General features: G+C 58.1%; 7 protein-coding genes. 3 read left to right on the forward strand and 4 right to left on the reverse strand.

Going from position 1 to position 15,284, the window contains the following annotated elements; translation table 11 throughout:
* Positions 1-140: 140 nt before the first annotated feature.
* Both V9K67_RS09210 and V9K67_RS09215 read left to right on the forward strand, forming a co-directional pair.
* Positions 141-893, forward strand: a complete 753-nt coding sequence (locus V9K67_RS09210) for a sulfite exporter TauE/SafE family protein (protein WP_336721700.1) — start codon at positions 141-143, stop codon at positions 891-893.
* 153 nt (positions 894-1,046) lie between these two features.
* Positions 1,047-2,495 (forward strand): phytoene desaturase family protein, encoded by a 1,449-nt coding sequence (locus tag V9K67_RS09215; protein ID WP_336721703.1) that lies wholly within the window; start codon positions 1,047-1,049, stop codon positions 2,493-2,495.
* A gap of 785 nt (positions 2,496-3,280) precedes the next feature.
* Here the strand turns inward: V9K67_RS09215 and V9K67_RS09220 are convergent.
* Both V9K67_RS09220 and V9K67_RS09225 read right to left on the reverse strand, forming a co-directional pair.
* Positions 3,281-4,810, reverse strand: a complete 1,530-nt coding sequence (locus V9K67_RS09220; protein ID WP_336721705.1) for a lipase maturation factor family protein — start codon at positions 4,808-4,810, stop codon at positions 3,281-3,283.
* Positions 4,811-4,962: 152 nt separating this feature from the next.
* The gene (locus V9K67_RS09225; RefSeq protein ID WP_336721706.1) at positions 4,963-5,658 is read right to left on the reverse strand and encodes a hypothetical protein; all 696 of its coding nucleotides are present in this window, start codon (positions 5,656-5,658) and stop codon (positions 4,963-4,965) included.
* 283 nt (positions 5,659-5,941) lie between these two features.
* Here V9K67_RS09225 and V9K67_RS09230 point away from each other — a divergent pair, with 283 nt between their 5' ends.
* On the forward strand, positions 5,942-7,399 hold the full coding sequence (locus V9K67_RS09230) for a tail fiber domain-containing protein (protein WP_336721707.1): 1,458 nt from the start codon (positions 5,942-5,944) through the stop codon (positions 7,397-7,399).
* A 389-nt stretch (positions 7,400-7,788) separates the two neighbouring features.
* On the opposite strand, the gene V9K67_RS09235 is transcribed toward V9K67_RS09230, so the two are convergent.
* On the reverse strand, positions 7,789-9,084 hold the full coding sequence (locus tag V9K67_RS09235; protein WP_336721708.1) for a sensor histidine kinase: 1,296 nt from the start codon (positions 9,082-9,084) through the stop codon (positions 7,789-7,791).
* A gap of 5 nt (positions 9,085-9,089) precedes the next feature.
* Entirely contained in the window at positions 9,090-15,242 is a 6,153-nt protein-coding gene (locus V9K67_RS09240) for a HAMP domain-containing protein (RefSeq protein WP_336721709.1), read from the reverse strand.
* Positions 15,243-15,284: the final 42 nt, after the last annotated feature.

Raw genomic sequence — 15,284 nt, forward strand, 5'->3', positions numbered from 1 at the left:
AGCGGCTATCCAAATATAATATGATCTTTCGGCATTTAAACAGTTTGCATTGAGGATCAATGCTTTTGCAGCCCGCCGGCTGCCTGGTTGCAGCATATGCGTGCCGGCTGCCTTATGCAGATGTTCTACATTTGCGCCCTATGAACGGTTTGTTTGAAGCATCGGCGCTGAACTGGTCCCTCATTGCCCTGGCGGCGTTTATCATCGGCCTGTCCAAGGCGGGCATCAAGGGCATCGACATGATGAACGTCACCCTCATGGCCATCGTCTTCGGCGGCAAGGCCTCCACGGGCATCGTACTGCCCCTGCTGTGCCTGGCGGATATCCTGGCCGTCCGCTACTACCACCGCCATGCCCAATGGGACCATTTCTGGAAACTGCTGCCCTGGATGGTCGCGGGCATCCTGGTGGGCGTATTCGTCGGCAAAGACCTGGACGAAACGGTGTTCCGGAAAATCATGGCCGCCATCATCCTCCTCACCGTAGCCCTCGTGCTGCTGCTGGAATGGAAAAAACGCCCCTCCATCCCCCACAACCGGCTCTTTGTCGCCACCATGGGACTGACCTCCGGCTTTACCACCATGCTGGGCAACCTGGCCGGCGCCTTTTCCAACATCTACTTTCTCGCCCTCCGCATGGTCAAGAACGATTTTATCGGCACAGCCGCCTGGGTGTTCCTGGTGATCAATTTGTTCAAACTTCCCTTCCAGGTTTTTTTCTGGAAAAACATCACCCCCGCCACCCTCTGGATCGACCTCCTGCTGCTGCCGGCCCTGCTCCTGGGCTTCTTTGCCGGCATCCGCCTGGTCTCCCGCATAAAGGACGACAGTTACCGCAAAGTGGTGCTCGTGCTCACACTGATCGGCGCCGCCGTGATCTTCTTTAAACGATAACCCCTCCGGATGGGCATTTCCAATACCTGATGCCGGACCGGCAAACCTTTGGTACCTTTGCACCTTCTCCTGAACGCGTTAGAACAGGCTGGAACAGGAAAAGCTGCCGCAGGCATATGTGCAAGCTCAAATAAGTAAGACCAAATGAATACCATGAATAAGAACCGGGAGTATGATGCCGTAGTCGTAGGCGCCGGCCCCAATGGGCTGGCGGCCGCCATCACCCTGCAACAGGCAGGACTGTCCGTATTGCTGGTGGAAGGCAAAGAAATGATCGGCGGCGGGTTGCGGACGGCCCAATTAACACTGCCCGGCTTCATGCACGATATCTGCTCGGCCATCCACCCCATGGCGGCCGCCTCCCCCTTTTTCAAAACCCTCCCCCTGGAACAATACGGGCTGGAATACATCTGCCCGCCCCTGGCGGCGGCCCACCCCTTTGACGACGGCACGGCGGCAGCCCTCTACCACTCCCTGAAACAAACCGCCGAATCCCTGGGCAGCGATGAAAACACCTACACCAAACTGGTGCAGCCGCTGATCGAAAGCTGGCCCCGCCTGGCCAACGACCTCCTGGCCCCGTTGCAGCTTCCCAGCCACCCGATCGACATGGCGCTCTTCGGCGTCAAAGCGCTCACCTCCGCCACCCACCTGGCCAAACGTTTCCGCACCCGCGAGCTGCGGGGGTTATGGGCGGGCATGGCGGCCCACTCCATCCAGCCGCTGTCCAATGTCGCCACTTCGGCCATCGGCCTGGTACTGATGATGGCGGGGCACCTCAATGGCTGGCCTTTTCCCAAGGGCGGCTCCATGGCCATCGCCAACGCCCTGGCGGCCCATTTTCAAGCGCTGGGCGGAACGATCGAAACGAACTTTTATGTCCGCTCCCTGGCCCAGCTGCCCTCGGCCCGGGCCGTACTGTTCGACGTCACCCCGCAACAGCTGTTGCAGATCGCCGGCCATAAGTTCTCCTCGATTTACAAGTGGCAACTGGAGCGCTACCGCTATGGCATGGGCGTGTTCAAGGTCGACTGGGCCCTGGACGGCCCCATTCCGTTCACGGCACCGACCTGCCGGCAGGCGGGCACCATCCACCTGGGAAATACCCTGGGCGAGATCGTGGCTTCGGAACAAACCATAGCGCAGGGCGGGCATCCCGAACGGCCGTTCGTTTTGCTGGCCCAGCAAAGCTTATTCGACTCTACCCGGGCGCCGGAAGGAAAACATACGGCCTGGGGTTACTGCCACGTGCCGAATGGGTCGACCGTCGATATGACCGACATCATCGAACGGCAGGTGGAGCGGTTTGCACCGGGCTTCCGCGACCGCATTATCGGCCGCAGCACAATGAATGCCGTACAAATGCAGGAGTACAACGCCAATTATATCGGCGGGGATATCAATGGCGGCATCCAGGATGTAACCCAGCTGTTTACACGGCCCGCCTTACGGCTGTCGCCTTACCGGACTTCGGCAAAGGGCCTTTATATCTGTTCGTCTTCCACGCCTCCGGGCGGAGGGGTGCACGGCATGTGCGGGTATCATGCGGCGAAAAGGGCGTTAAAGGATGTTTTCCATTTGAAGGCGGCTGCTCTTGATTGATATGTTTCCTGTTTTTGTTGGAGCTTTTTAGAGGTCTTAATTTGATAATGTCCTACAGGTTCTGAAACTCTTCTTCTTTTTCTCTTGAAAGAAAAAGAAGCAAAAAGTTCAATCCGGCCCCGATGCTCCGCCGGGCCGGCAGGCCCACGCACAAAGGGGGCACATTCAATATTTGCCTCGAATATTTCCGGTTCTTCGAAAAGTTCGGCGTGCTAATGGTAAAGCGTGAAGGCGCTGCATTCCGCCTTGTCTTTCATTAAAGGAGCAGGAAACATTAGGTCCGGCGGAATGAGGCGCGTGACCATCAAGCTTTTACTGGTTTGTACATTCTACTGCTTTACAGGCATGGGCGCTGCCCATGAAGCTTCGATTTCTGTTTGTGCTACCAACAGACTTGGGCGCTGCCCAAGGGAATAGAGCTGAGTGAAGTCTTTATTAGGCTTAAAAAGATAACCTCGGCCTTTGCCCAATTTAAATGTATGGTGAAGCGCCTCATTCGGCCGGACCTAACGTTTCTTTCTACTGTAAAGACTAACAAGGCCGAATGCCAGCGCCGGCAGTATTTTGTAATAGCACGACCACATGAAGGCGTTGTATAAGCGCGAAGAAATAAAGACTGTGCCCCCTTTGTGCGTGGGCCTGCCGGCCCGGCGGAGCATCGGGGCCGGATTGAACTTTTTGCTTCTTTTTCTTTCAAGAGAAAAAGAAGAAGAGTTTCAGAACCTGTAGGACACTATCAAATAAAAAGCTCTAAAAACCTCCAACAAAAACAATCCTCAAAAACCTTATTCGATCCACCCCTCGCTCTCCAAAAAATCCAGTAAACGCGGATCATCAACCGAAAAGGCCGGCAGCCACAGGCCCAGGCGCTCCCGCTCCCAGTAACGGCCTTCAGCATTGCCCGGCGGCGCAAAGCGGTATTCGTAGAGAACGGCCCGGATATAACGGGGAGGCCCGTCCGGGAAAGGATTGCCCGCAAATAACCCCAGGGCACCGGCATCGTTGTGCAGCAGCTTCCAGATCAAATGCACCGTCCACGGGTAGCGGTTGGGCGAATACATCGCGGCAAACCACATCTGCCAGTCCAGCCGCAACTGGTAGGGCGCTACCTGCGGCGGACGCCGGTCCAGGGCCACGGGAAGGCCTTTGTAGATATAGGGCTGCCAGTGCGCCCGGTCGGTAGAATCGTCATCCGATGTTCCCTCAAATACGACGTTGTACCGTTCCTTGCCTACTGAGCCGAAGGCCCCATAAGTGTTCACCAGGTCAAAGGGATCGAAGGAGGTGTTCATGATCTGCCCCGGCGAAATAAGGTTGCGCACCGGCCGGTAGCTCAGAAAGCCGATCAGCCCGGCGACGATCCAGCCCGTCACCTGCATCGGCCGGGAAATCTCCGCCCGGCCGGCAGCGGCTTCTGCCCGGCGCACCAGCGGGCCGGGCAGCACCCGCGCCCAAAAGCCGTCGTCGAAGCAGGCCAGGGCGGGAATAATAGTCAGCCAGTTTAAAAACGACAGGTTGCCGCTGAGGATAATGTTGCCTTGGAACAACACGATCACCACGCCGGCAATGTGGCGGGCCGTCCGCGGCCAGAACACGAACCAGGGGGCGCCCAGCTCGGCCAGGTGGTTGAACCAGACGCCCATTTTGAGGGCCGGCCGCGGCAGGAAATGAAACCAACGGCTCAGGGGGTTAGGGATGGGCTGTGTTTCAAAATGGTAAAAAAGCGCCGTGCCGTCGCGCCAGACCTTGTCGCCCCGGATCTTGATCAGCCCTGCGCCCAGCATGATGCGGAAGACAAGCCAACGGAACAGCACGATAATGGGCAGGGGCGGCGCAGCGCGGGGAAACGGGCGCATGTCCAGCAGCGGGCAAAGGAAGATGCACAAAAAGCCGGTCTCGGTCAGCTGGATCTCCCAGCCATAGCCGTACCATTCCTGTCCCACGTGCACAATGGAGAGGTAGAGCGCCCACAGCACCGCCATTACCGGCGCATTGGCGAAGCCGGCCACCACCACGCAGGAAAGGCCGAAGCCCGTCCAGGCCACCACCATCAGGGCGGTATCGGAATGGTTGGCCCAGAACAAAGAGGGCAGGCGCCAGAAGCCGGCCCGCTCCGAGCCCAAGGCGGCGGCGATCCGCTTCAGGTACGGGCCTACAGGGGTCAGCCCCTTGGAGCCGATCAGCGGCAACAGTTGCCGGATGGCCACCAGGAAGGCCACGCCATAGATCAGGCCCACCGCCCGCAGCAGTACAAAGCGGGTGAGCCAGTACGTAGGAGCAGCGGGAGGCTCGCTATCATCGCAGGATTGTTCCACGTTTACCGGTTTCTACCTGAGGGCAGCAATCCGTTTGCCGGTTTTTAGTTTTGGAAAAAACAATGGGCACCGCTGCTCCTGAAGAGCGGCGGTGCCCACAAAGGTCGGGATGAACGGATGCAGCTATTGCTCCCGGCAGTTACCCGTAGCGGTTATTCCTTGGTGAGGTTAAAGCTGTAGCGCTTGTTGGCCTTGCGGGGCGTGCCGGAACCCGACAACACCGGCTCCAGGCGGGGCGTATCCACGAAGCGGCTTTTCAGGTGCTGCTGCAAAAATCCATTTTCGGGCGAAACCGACACATCGTTGATCGTTACCTGCCCATCGGTTTCAATCACATAAAGGATCAGTACGTTATAGTCGCCCTTCTTGATCTTTTTATTCGAAAGCACTTCGGTCTTTACGGATTTGGCCACCTCGTTGACATAGTCCTTCCAGGCCGCATTGTTGTCCTTAGGTTTGTTATCGGCAGGGGCCGTTTCGGCAGCAGCAGGTTCTGCCACGGTAGCAGGCGCGCCCATCGGGGCCGTATCCGCTACGGGAGCCCCGGTTTCCGTGGTTGCAGCCGGCACGCTGTCGTTTTTCTTTGCGCCGGCAACAGCCGTTGCGGGCGGTGCGGCAGGGGCGGCCGGGGCAGCAGGTTCCTGGCCGAGGGGTGCCGTGCTGGCTATGGCGGAATCAGGTGCAGCCTTCCGGCTGGTGGTATCGATCTTGGTGGACAGGTCTTCGCCCTTGCGGATCACGGTGCCGGGCTGGTTTTTCAGCTTGCCGCCGTACAGGGCCTCCTTCAGCGATTGCGCCTGGGCGAAAACAGCCGGGAACAGCAACAGAAACAATAGCGCTTTTTTCATGGTGGTATGTCTTTACAGGAAAGTTAAGAAGCAAAGACCTTATTGCCGCCAAAATAATGCCGTGCTGTCGCCAGGCGCAGAGCTGCAAAAGGAAAGGACGTTAAATTCCCGCCAATCCAATAAATTTTCGAAACTTTGCCTGTTGGCTCCGGTACAACCAATGCCTGCACCGCTCCCTCCCCCGGGAACAGCGTCAGCCGCGGAAACCCCTGCCTTATCCGCACCGCTTCCTTCCCCTATGCCCCTCCGTGAACCTCCTTTGTTCACCCGTAAATCGTTTTATATGCGTAAAGGTCTATTTTTCCTCCCGGCAGTCCTCACCACCCTTGCCACCCTTTCCCTGCTGCAGCCCCTCCAGGCACAGGACTGGGTGCTGACCGGCAACGGTAATGTCACCGCCAACTCCATCCTGGGCAGCACCAACAACCAGCCCCTGCGGCTGTATGCCAACAATGCCGAACGCCTGCGCATCGACGTCGGCGGCAACGTGGGCATCGGCACCACTTACCCGCTCAGCAAGCTGCACGTGGAAGGGCTGGGCCTGTTCAGCCTGGGAATATCGGTCTCCAACGGCGGCACCATCAGCTCCAATACCAACGGCGCAGGCTTTATCGGCAGCGGTTCCACCTATGGCATTTATGCCAGCGGCAAGACCACGGGCGTTTATGGCACCAGCACCGGCGGCGGCCACGGCGTGGACGGCTGGAGCAGCTACCTGGGCGTCTACGGCAATGGCGGCACGTATGGCGTTTACGGCGCCAGCAACAACATCGGCACCCTGGGGGCAGGCCCTACCGGCGTCCAGGGCAACGGTACCACCACGGGCGTTTACGGCGTCGCCACCACCTACGGGGTGTCGGGCTTCAGCACCAACGGCATCGGCACCCTCGGCCGGAGCACCAATTACCTCGGGGGTTACTTTTACTCCGCCACCTCCTACGGCATCCGGGCGGCCACCGGCCTGACCAGCAAGAACTGGGCGGGTGTGTTCGACGGCAACGTCATTGCTTATGGGAATTACCAGACCAGCGATCAAAACTTAAAACGCGACATCGAAGACCTGACCGGCGCACTGGACATCCTGCGCCAGCTGAAACCGCACCGTTACGAGTTCCGCAGGGAGGGACGCCTGGCCGCCCTGCACCTGCCGGAAGGCAAACATTACGGGCTGGTGGCCCAGGAGCTGGAAGAAATCTTCCCTTCCCTGGTGCGGGAGGTGCAAAGCGACCTTTCGCCGGAACTGCAGAGCCTCCCGGCCGCCCCGACAGTGGACGAAAAAGGAATGCTCGTTCCGGCGCCCGCCGCCCCAACGGTACAGCCGCCGGCAGCGGGAGAGAAGATCACCACCAAGGCCATCAACTATATCGAGCTGATACCGGTGATGATCAGGGCCATCCAGGAACTTTCGGAAAAGAATGAAGCGCTGCAGCAACAACTGGACGAGCTGAAAAAGGCACAACAGGGCCCCACGGCCGACAATACCCTCACCGGCCTGCTGGACCAGAATAGTCCCAACCCGGTACGGACGGATGCCCGTATCCGCTACACCTTACCGCAGGGAGCGCGGATAGCGCAGCTGGTGGTTACGGATAACCTGGGACGGGTAGTGAAACAGCTTCGGCTGGACGCTTCCGGCCTCGTACAGCTCGATGCCTCTGGGCTTGAAAACGGCCAGTACACCTATTCTTTGATCGTAGATAATCAAACGGTTCAAAGCCGGAAAATGACAGTGATCAAATAGGAGATTTCGGATAAAGGACCATGGCCTATTAAGTATCTTAGGATGAAGTGAACTTCTCCGGAATGCAATTCCGGGGTACGTTGTCCCTCCGTGTTCTGAAAAGTTCCTGTGGCCATTGAGAAAGGCTTTTGTCACTACCCCAAAGGCAGGCAACCGGAAATAATCGCAGGACATAACTAAGGCGACCCACGTACACCGGAATTGTATTCCGGGGAAGGACGCTTCATCCTGCTGTTGCTCCAAAGGAGCTTTTCACTTTAAAATACATCCTGAACTTGAAATAAGGCTCATAAAAAAAGCCCCCGAAATTCGGGGGCTTTCTATGATGTAAAACATTATCTCCTTTCAATCTCGCCTCAGGCGAGACGAAATCCGAAATCCGAAATCTCCTATGCTACCGATACCAACCCGGAAACCTTTTCCGGGATACAAATGATGAATGTGGCTCCTTCGTTGGGCTTGCTCTGCACGTTAATGATACCGTTATGGCCTTCCACGATCTTTTTGCAGATGGACAACCCCACGCCGGTACCCTCGTATTCCTGGTAGTTGTGCAGGCGCTTGAAGACCACGAAGATCTCCTGGGCGTACTTCGGATCGAAGCCAATGCCGTTGTCCTGTACATAGATCCGGTAAAACCGGCCGTCCTCCTGGCGCCGGTCGTCATCGAACAGGGCCTGCGCCTCCACGCAATCGGCATAGATGCGGATCTGCGGCTTTACCTCTTTTTTGCGGAACTTGAGGGCATTGTGGATCAGGTTCTGGAACAGCTGCTGCATCTGGCTGGGCACGCCCCACACATGGGGCAGGTCCACCACCTCCACGATCGCCTGCGACTTTTCGATCTCCACCTCGATATCGGCCAGCACGTCCTGCACCAGGTCGTTGAGGTTGATGTACTGGAAATCGCTCAGCCGGATGGTGTTGCGCGAAAACTTTAGCAGGTCGCGGATCAGCAGGTTCATGCGCTTGGACGCCTGGGTGATCTTTTCCAGGTTGCTGCTCAGGCCTTCATCCAGCTGGTCCTTGTACTTGATGGTGATGCGGTCGCTGAACAGGGTGATCTTGCGCAGCGGCTCCTGCAGGTCGTGCGAGGCTACGTAAGCAAAGCGGTCGAGGTCCTCGATGGTGGACTTCAGGTGCGCGTTCTTTTCCATCAGCTGCTGGTTGAGCTGCCGGACCTTTTCTTCGTTCAGCTTCCGTTCCTCTATTTCCCGGGCCAGGTTGGCGTTGGCCGCCAGCAGCTTTTTCTCGTGCTGGAGCAGCTCGTGGGTTTTGCGGTACAGCTCCACGAATACGCTCACCTTCATGCGCAACAGTTCGGGGTTGATGGGCTTGTAAATATAGTCCACGCCCCCGTTGCGGTAGCCCTGGTAAATATAGCCTTCGTCGTAGTTGAAGGCGGTAATGAAAATAATAGGAATATGCTTCAGCTTATCACGTTCGTAAATCAACGCCGCTGTTTCCAGTCCGCTCATGCCTGGCATCTGCACATCCATGAGGATCAGGGTAAAATCCTGGTCCTGCAGCAAGATCTTCAGGGCGGCCCTTCCGGAAGTCGCTTTCACCAGGGTATAGCCATCCCGTTCCAGGATGGTTTCAATGGAAAGCAGGTTGTCTTCCCGGTCGTCCACCACCAGTATCTTGATCTCTGGTTTCTTCATCAGGCTTGTTGTTAACTGCATCTTACTTATTTATACAACCACACACGCATCAGCGACAGTAATTGGTCGATCTTCACAGGTTTTGTTATATAATCCGAAGCGCCGGCTTCGATGCATTTCTCCCGGTCGCCCTTCATGGCCTTGGCCGTCACCGCGATGATGGGCAGGTTGCTGTTCTTGTGCTCCCTGCGGATCTTCTGCATGGTTTCGTAGCCGTCCATTTCGGGCATCATGATGTCCATCAGCACGATGTCGATATGATTCCGCTCGTTCAGGATGTTGATGGCCTCCTGCCCGCTTTCGGCGGTGATGGTGTTCACATTGTAGCGTTCAAAGGCGGTGGTCAGCGCAAACAGGTTCCGCACGTCGTCGTCCACTACCAGCACGTTCTTGTTGGCCAGCACGTCCTCGCGGGAGCGCAGGTTGTCGATGATCCTTCTTTTTTCCGGCAGCAGGTCCTTATGGTCGATGTGCAGGTGCATGACGGTTTCTTCCAGCAGGGCGTCCAGCGAATGTACGCCCTTTTGCAGGATGCTGCCGGCATACTGCTTCAGCAGGGTACGTTCGCGGGGCGAGAAGTCCTTGGCCGTATAGAGCACCAGGGCGGTCAGCGGGCTTTTCTTCACCGAGTGGAGCTGGGTGATGAACTCCATGCCCGCGATGTCGGGCAGGGTATAGTCCGAAATGACGCAGTCGTACTCCTTGGCGGCCACCAGCTCCAGGGCTTCCCGGCCGGTGCGGGCCACTTCGATCTCCATCATGTCGCCGTTGTTCACCAGCTCCGTGATCAGTTCCGCTTCCAGGTCGTTGTCTTCCACGATCAGGAGGCTTTTCGTCTTCCGCTCGTGGAAGGCGATGATGTCGGCAAACAGGTCGGCAAGGATCTCGCCGGTCAGCGGCTTCTGGTTGAAGCTGCGGGCGCCCCGCTGCATCGCCAGTTGGCGGTTTTCCTCGCCCGAGATCAGGTGCACCGGTATATGGCGGAAGTTGATGTCGTTCTTGAACAGGTCGAGCACGCGCCAGCCGCTGGCATCCGGCAGCTTCACGTCGAGGGTCACGGCGATGGGGTTGTACTTGTTGGTGAGCTCGAACACGTCGCCGAAGCTGGTGGCCACCACGGCCTTCAGGTCCAGCTCATGGGCCTTGTCGATCATGATCCGGGCAAAGCGCAGGTCGTCCTCCACGATCAGCACCACTTTGTCGCTGCCGCCGATGTTGTTGCGGTCGTCGCCGGTTTCGTTGATGATCTCGTTGAGCACGTTCAGGTCCTTGGTCTCCGCCACCTTGATGGTGGGTACCGACTGGATGGGAATGTTCTCGTCGGTATCGGCAATCTTGTACTCGGTCACCTGCAGGCTGGTGCCTTTTTCCTTGCGCAGCTGGCCGCCGGTGTATTCGAGCGGCAGGAAGAGCGTGAAGGTACTTCCCTTGCCCGGAACGCTGTCCAGCTCGATGGAACCGCCCAGCAGGTCGGCCAGGCCGCGGCTGATGGAGAGGCCCAGGCCGGTACCCCCGTACTTGCGGCTGGTAGAGCCTTCGGCCTGCTGGAAGGCTTCGAAAATGATGTTTTGTTTGTCCTTGGAAATGCCGATGCCCGTATCCCGGATCTCGAAGGCCACCACCTTACCGGCGTTGTCGAGATTGGAGAGGGCGCTCTTCCAGTTGTTCTTCGCCTCGTAGATCCGCAGCTTCACGTCGCCTTTCTCGGTAAACTTGAAGGCGTTGGACAGCAGGTTCTTGAGGATCTGGTTGAGGCGCTGCACGTCGGTTTCGATGATGTCGGGCAGGCTGCTGTCCACCTCGATGGTGAAGCGCAGGCTCTTCGACTCGGATACGTGCTTGAAGGTCGATTCCACGAAGGAAACGATCTCGTTGAAGCGTACCTTGATAAAGTCGGTGGAGATATAGCCCGATTCGATCTTGGACAGGTCGAGGATATCGTTGATCAGCTGGATAAGGTCGTCACCGCAGCTGTGGATGGTCTTGGCGTAGCGTACCTGCTTTTCGGACAGGTTGCCTTCCTGGTTTTCAAAAAGCTGTTGGGCCAGGATCAGCAGCGAGTTCAGCGGCGTACGCAGCTCGTGCGACATGTTGGCCAGAAACTCGGATTTGTACTTGGAAGTAAGCTGGAGCTGCTTGGCTTTTTCTTCCAGCGACATCCGCGCTTCTTCCACCTCCTTGTTCTTGCCTTCCACTTCTTCTTTTTGTTTTACCAGCAGGTGGGCCTTGTCCTGCAGCTCTTCGTTCGCCCGGCGCAGCTCCTCGGTCAGCGACTGCGACTGTTCCAGCAACGCCTCCGTACGGGAGTTGGCTTCGATGGTGTTCAGTACGATGCCGATACTTTCGGTCAGCTGGCTGAGGAAGTTCAGGTGGATCTCGCTGAAGCGGTCGAAGGAGGCCAGCTCGATCACCGCCTTGGTCTGGTTTTCGAACAATACCGGCAGTACGATCACGCTGACCGGCAGGGCCTCGCCCAGGCCGGAGCCTATTTTAAAATACGTTTCCGGCACGTTGGTGAGCAGGATCCGCTCCTTGGCCAGGGCCACCTGGCCCACCAGCCCTTCGCCCAGCTGGAACTCGCGGTTCAGCTCGAGCTCGTTGCTGTAGGCATAGGCCGCAAACAGCCGGAGGGTTTTATTTTCAAAGTTCTCGTCCTGTTCCAGGATGTAGAACATGCCCTGCTGGGCGTTCACCACCTGGGCCAGTTCGGAGAGGATGCGGCGGGTTACCGTGTTGAGGTCTTTCTGGCCCTGCAGCATCTGGGTAAATTTCGCCAGGTTCGATTTCAGCCAGTCCTGCTGCTGGTTGAGCAGGGTGGTTTCCTTCAGGTTGGCGATCATCTGGTTGATGGTATCTTTCAGCTCTTCCACCTCGCCCTTGGCCGCCACGCGGATCATCTGCGTCAGGTCGCCCTTGGTTACCGCCGAGGCCACTTCCGAGATGGCACGTACCTGGGTGGTGAGGTTTTCCGCCAGCTGGTTCACGTTCTCGGTCAGGTTCTTCCAGGTTCCCGAGGCGCCCGGCACCGAGGCCTGTCCGCCCAGTCGTCCTTCCACACCCACCTCGCGGGCCACCGTGGTTACCTGGTCGGCAAAGGTGGCCAGGGTGTCGATCATTTCGTTGATGGTTTCGGTCAGCTGCGCCACCTCGCCCTGCGAGATGATGGAGAGCTTTTGTTTCAGGTTACCGGTCGCCACCGCGGTCACTACCTTGGCGATGCCCCGCACCTGGTTGGTGAGGTTCGAGGCCATCATGTTCACCGAGTCGGTCAGGTCCTTCCAGGTACCGGCAACGCCCTGTACCTCGGCCTGCCCGCCCAGCTTTCCTTCCGTTCCCACCTCGCGGGCCACGCGGGTCACCTCGAAGGCGAAGGAGTTCAGCTGGTCCACCATGGTGTTGATGGTATATTTAAGGTCAAGGATCTCGCCTTTTACGTCGATGGTCACTTTTTTGGAAAGGTCACCGGAGGCCACCGCCTTGGTCACCTCGGCAATGTTCCGCACCTGCGAGGTCAGGTTACCGGTCATATGGTTTACCGAGTCGGTCAGGTCCTTCCAGGTGCCGGCAACGCCCGGCACGAAGGCCTGGCCACCCAGCTTACCGTCGGTACCCACCTCCCGGGCCACCCTCGTTACTTCCGAGGCGAAGGCACGCAGCTGGTCCACCATCGTGTTGAGGGTTTCTTTCAGCTGCAGGATCTCGCCGCGTACGTCCACCGTAATTTTTTTCGACATGTCGCCGTTGGCCACCGCAATGGCCACCTCGGCGATGTTGCGCACCTGGCCGGTCAGGTTGGAGGCCATCTGGTTTACCGAGTCGGTCAGGTCCTTCCAGGTACCGCCGACACCGGGTACGTTGGCCTGGCCGCCCAGCTTCCCTTCCGTACCCACTTCCCTTGCCACACGGGTTACTTCGGAGGCGAAGGCGCGGAGCTGTTCCACCATCGTGTTGATGGTATTTTTCAGCTCGAGGATCTCGCCTTTTACGTCCACCTCGATTTTACGGGAAAGGTCACCGTTGGCCACCGCGGTGGTTACTTCGGCGATGTTCCGCACCTGGGAGGTCAGGTTCGAGGCCATTTTGTTTACCGAGTCGGTCAGGTCCTTCCAGAGGCCTTCCACGCCCGGTACGTCGGCCTGTCCGCCCAGCTGCCCTTCGGAGCCCACCTCGCGGGCCACCCGGGTTACTTCCGAGCCAAAGGAGTTCAGCTGGTCCACCATCGTGTTGATGGTGTTTTTCAATTCCAAAATTTCGCCTTTTACATCCACGGTAATTTTGCGGGAAAGGTCGCCCTTGGCCACCGCCGTAGTCACCTCGGCAATGTTCCGCACCTGGGCCGTCAGGTTCGATCCCATCTGGTTTACCGATTCGGTCAGGTCCTTCCAGGTACCGCCCACGCCTTTTACCTTGGCCTGGCCACCGAGTTTCCCCTCGGTACCCACTTCCAGGGCCACGCGGGTCACCTCGGAGGCAAAGGAGTTCAGCTGGTCCACCATCGTGTTGATGGTATTTTTCAGCTCGAGGATCTCGCCCTCTACGTTTACCGTAATTTTTTTCGACAGGTCACCGTTGGCTACCGCGGTGGTTACATCGGCGATGTTGCGCACCTGGGCCGTCAGGTTCGAGGCCATCTGGTTCACCGAGTCCGTAAGGTCCTTCCAGGTACCTCCCACACCCTGCACTTTTGCCTGGCCGCCCAGCTTTCCTTCCGTACCTACTTCGAGGGCCACACGGGTCACCTCGGAGGCGAAGGAGTTCAGCTGGTCCACCATCGTATTGATCGTATTCTTTAATTCCAGAATTTCGCCCTGCACGTCCACGGTGATCTTCTTGGAAAGGTCACCCGAGGCCACCGCCGTCGTTACGTCGGCGATGTTGCGCACCTGGGCCGTCAGGTTCGAGGCCATCTGGTTCACCGAGTCCGTAAGGTCCTTCCACACGCCCCCTACGCCTTTTACCGTTGCCTGGCCGCCCAGTTTTCCTTCCGAGCCCACTTCCCGCGCCACGCGGGTCACCTCGGCGGAGAAGGAGTTCAGCTGGTCTACCAGGGTGTTGAGGGTATTCTTCATCTCCAGGATCTCGCCTTTTACGTCCACGGTGATCTTTTTGGAAAGGTCACCGTTGGCGATGGCGGTCGTTACCTCGGCGATGTTGCGCACCTGGCCGGTGAGGTTGGAGGCCATCTGGTTCACCGAGTCGGTCAAATCCTTCCAGGTACCGCCGACGCCCTGCACCTCGGCCTGGCCACCCAGCTTACCCTCGGTACCCACCTCCCGGGCCACACGGGTCACCTCGGAGGAGAAGGAGTTCAGCTGGTCCACCATCGTGTTGATGGTGTTTTTCAGCTCGAGGATCTCGCCCTGCACGTCCACGGTGATCTTTTTGGAAAGGTCGCCCTTAGCCACCGCGGTGGTTACTTCGGCGATGTTCCGCACCTGGGCGGTCAGGTTACTACCCATCTGGTTTACCGAGTCGGTCAGGTCTTTCCACACGCCGGCCACGCCTTTTACGATGGCCTGGCCCCCCAGCTTACCTTCCGATCCCACTTCGCGGGCCACGCGGGTCACCTCGCGGGAGAAGAGGTTCAGCTGCTTCACCATGTCGTTCACCTCCGTGGCGATGCGGGCGAATTCCCCCTGCAGCTGGTGGTTGCCGATCTGGAGGGGCATTTCCTGCGACAGGTTACCCTTGGCCACGGAGTGGATCACCTGGGCGATCTCAATGGTGGGGTGTACGAGGTCGGAAATGAGGCTGTTGATGGAGTCCACGCCGGTGCGCCAGGCGCCGCGGGCGAATTTGGGGATCTCCACCCGGTGGGTGAGCTGCCCTTCCTTGCCGATGATCTTGTTGGCGCTCGTCAGCTCGAGCATCAGGATCTCGTTCAGGGCGATGATCTCGTTCAGGGTATCGCAGATCTTGCCGCTGATGCCCACCCGGTCGATGGGCATGCGCACGCCGAAGTTCCCATTCTTCACTTCGGACAATATGCTGAGCAGCTCACGGCTGTCGATCCCATGATCATAGTCTTCGTCATAGCGGGTAGCAATGACGGTTGGCGGAGCTGGCGCTTTGGCAATCGTCCCACTGGTGGGTTCCTCTATTGCCTGGCTGCCCAAATCGGTTGTCTCTGCAGGAAGCGGTGCTTCCGTTTCGTTGGCACGTCGGTGTTCGGCTTTCATGTAAAGGGTAAATTGAAGAGTTCAAACCTACTGAAAAAGATT

Origin of the sequence: Huijunlia imazamoxiresistens (assembly GCF_037132455.1) — a bacterium.
Lineage (GTDB): Bacteria > Bacteroidota > Bacteroidia > Chitinophagales > Chitinophagaceae > Flavisolibacter > Flavisolibacter imazamoxiresistens.

Bases quoted from the DNA above. Each gene is read 5' to 3' on its own strand.
- V9K67_RS09210 (WP_336721700.1), top strand. From the start codon at position 141: ATGAACGGTTTGTTTGAAGCATCGGCGCTGAACTGGTCCCTCATTGCC.
- V9K67_RS09215 (WP_336721703.1), top strand. From the start codon at position 1,047: ATGAATAAGAACCGGGAGTATGATGCCGTAGTCGTAGGCGCCGGCCCC.
- V9K67_RS09225 (WP_336721706.1), bottom strand. From the start codon at position 5,658: ATGAAAAAAGCGCTATTGTTTCTGTTGCTGTTCCCGGCTGTTTTCGCC.
- V9K67_RS09230 (WP_336721707.1), top strand. From the start codon at position 5,942: ATGCGTAAAGGTCTATTTTTCCTCCCGGCAGTCCTCACCACCCTTGCC.
- V9K67_RS09235 (WP_336721708.1), bottom strand. From the start codon at position 9,084: ATGCAGTTAACAACAAGCCTGATGAAGAAACCAGAGATCAAGATACTG.
- V9K67_RS09240 (WP_336721709.1), bottom strand. From the start codon at position 15,242: ATGAAAGCCGAACACCGACGTGCCAACGAAACGGAAGCACCGCTTCCT.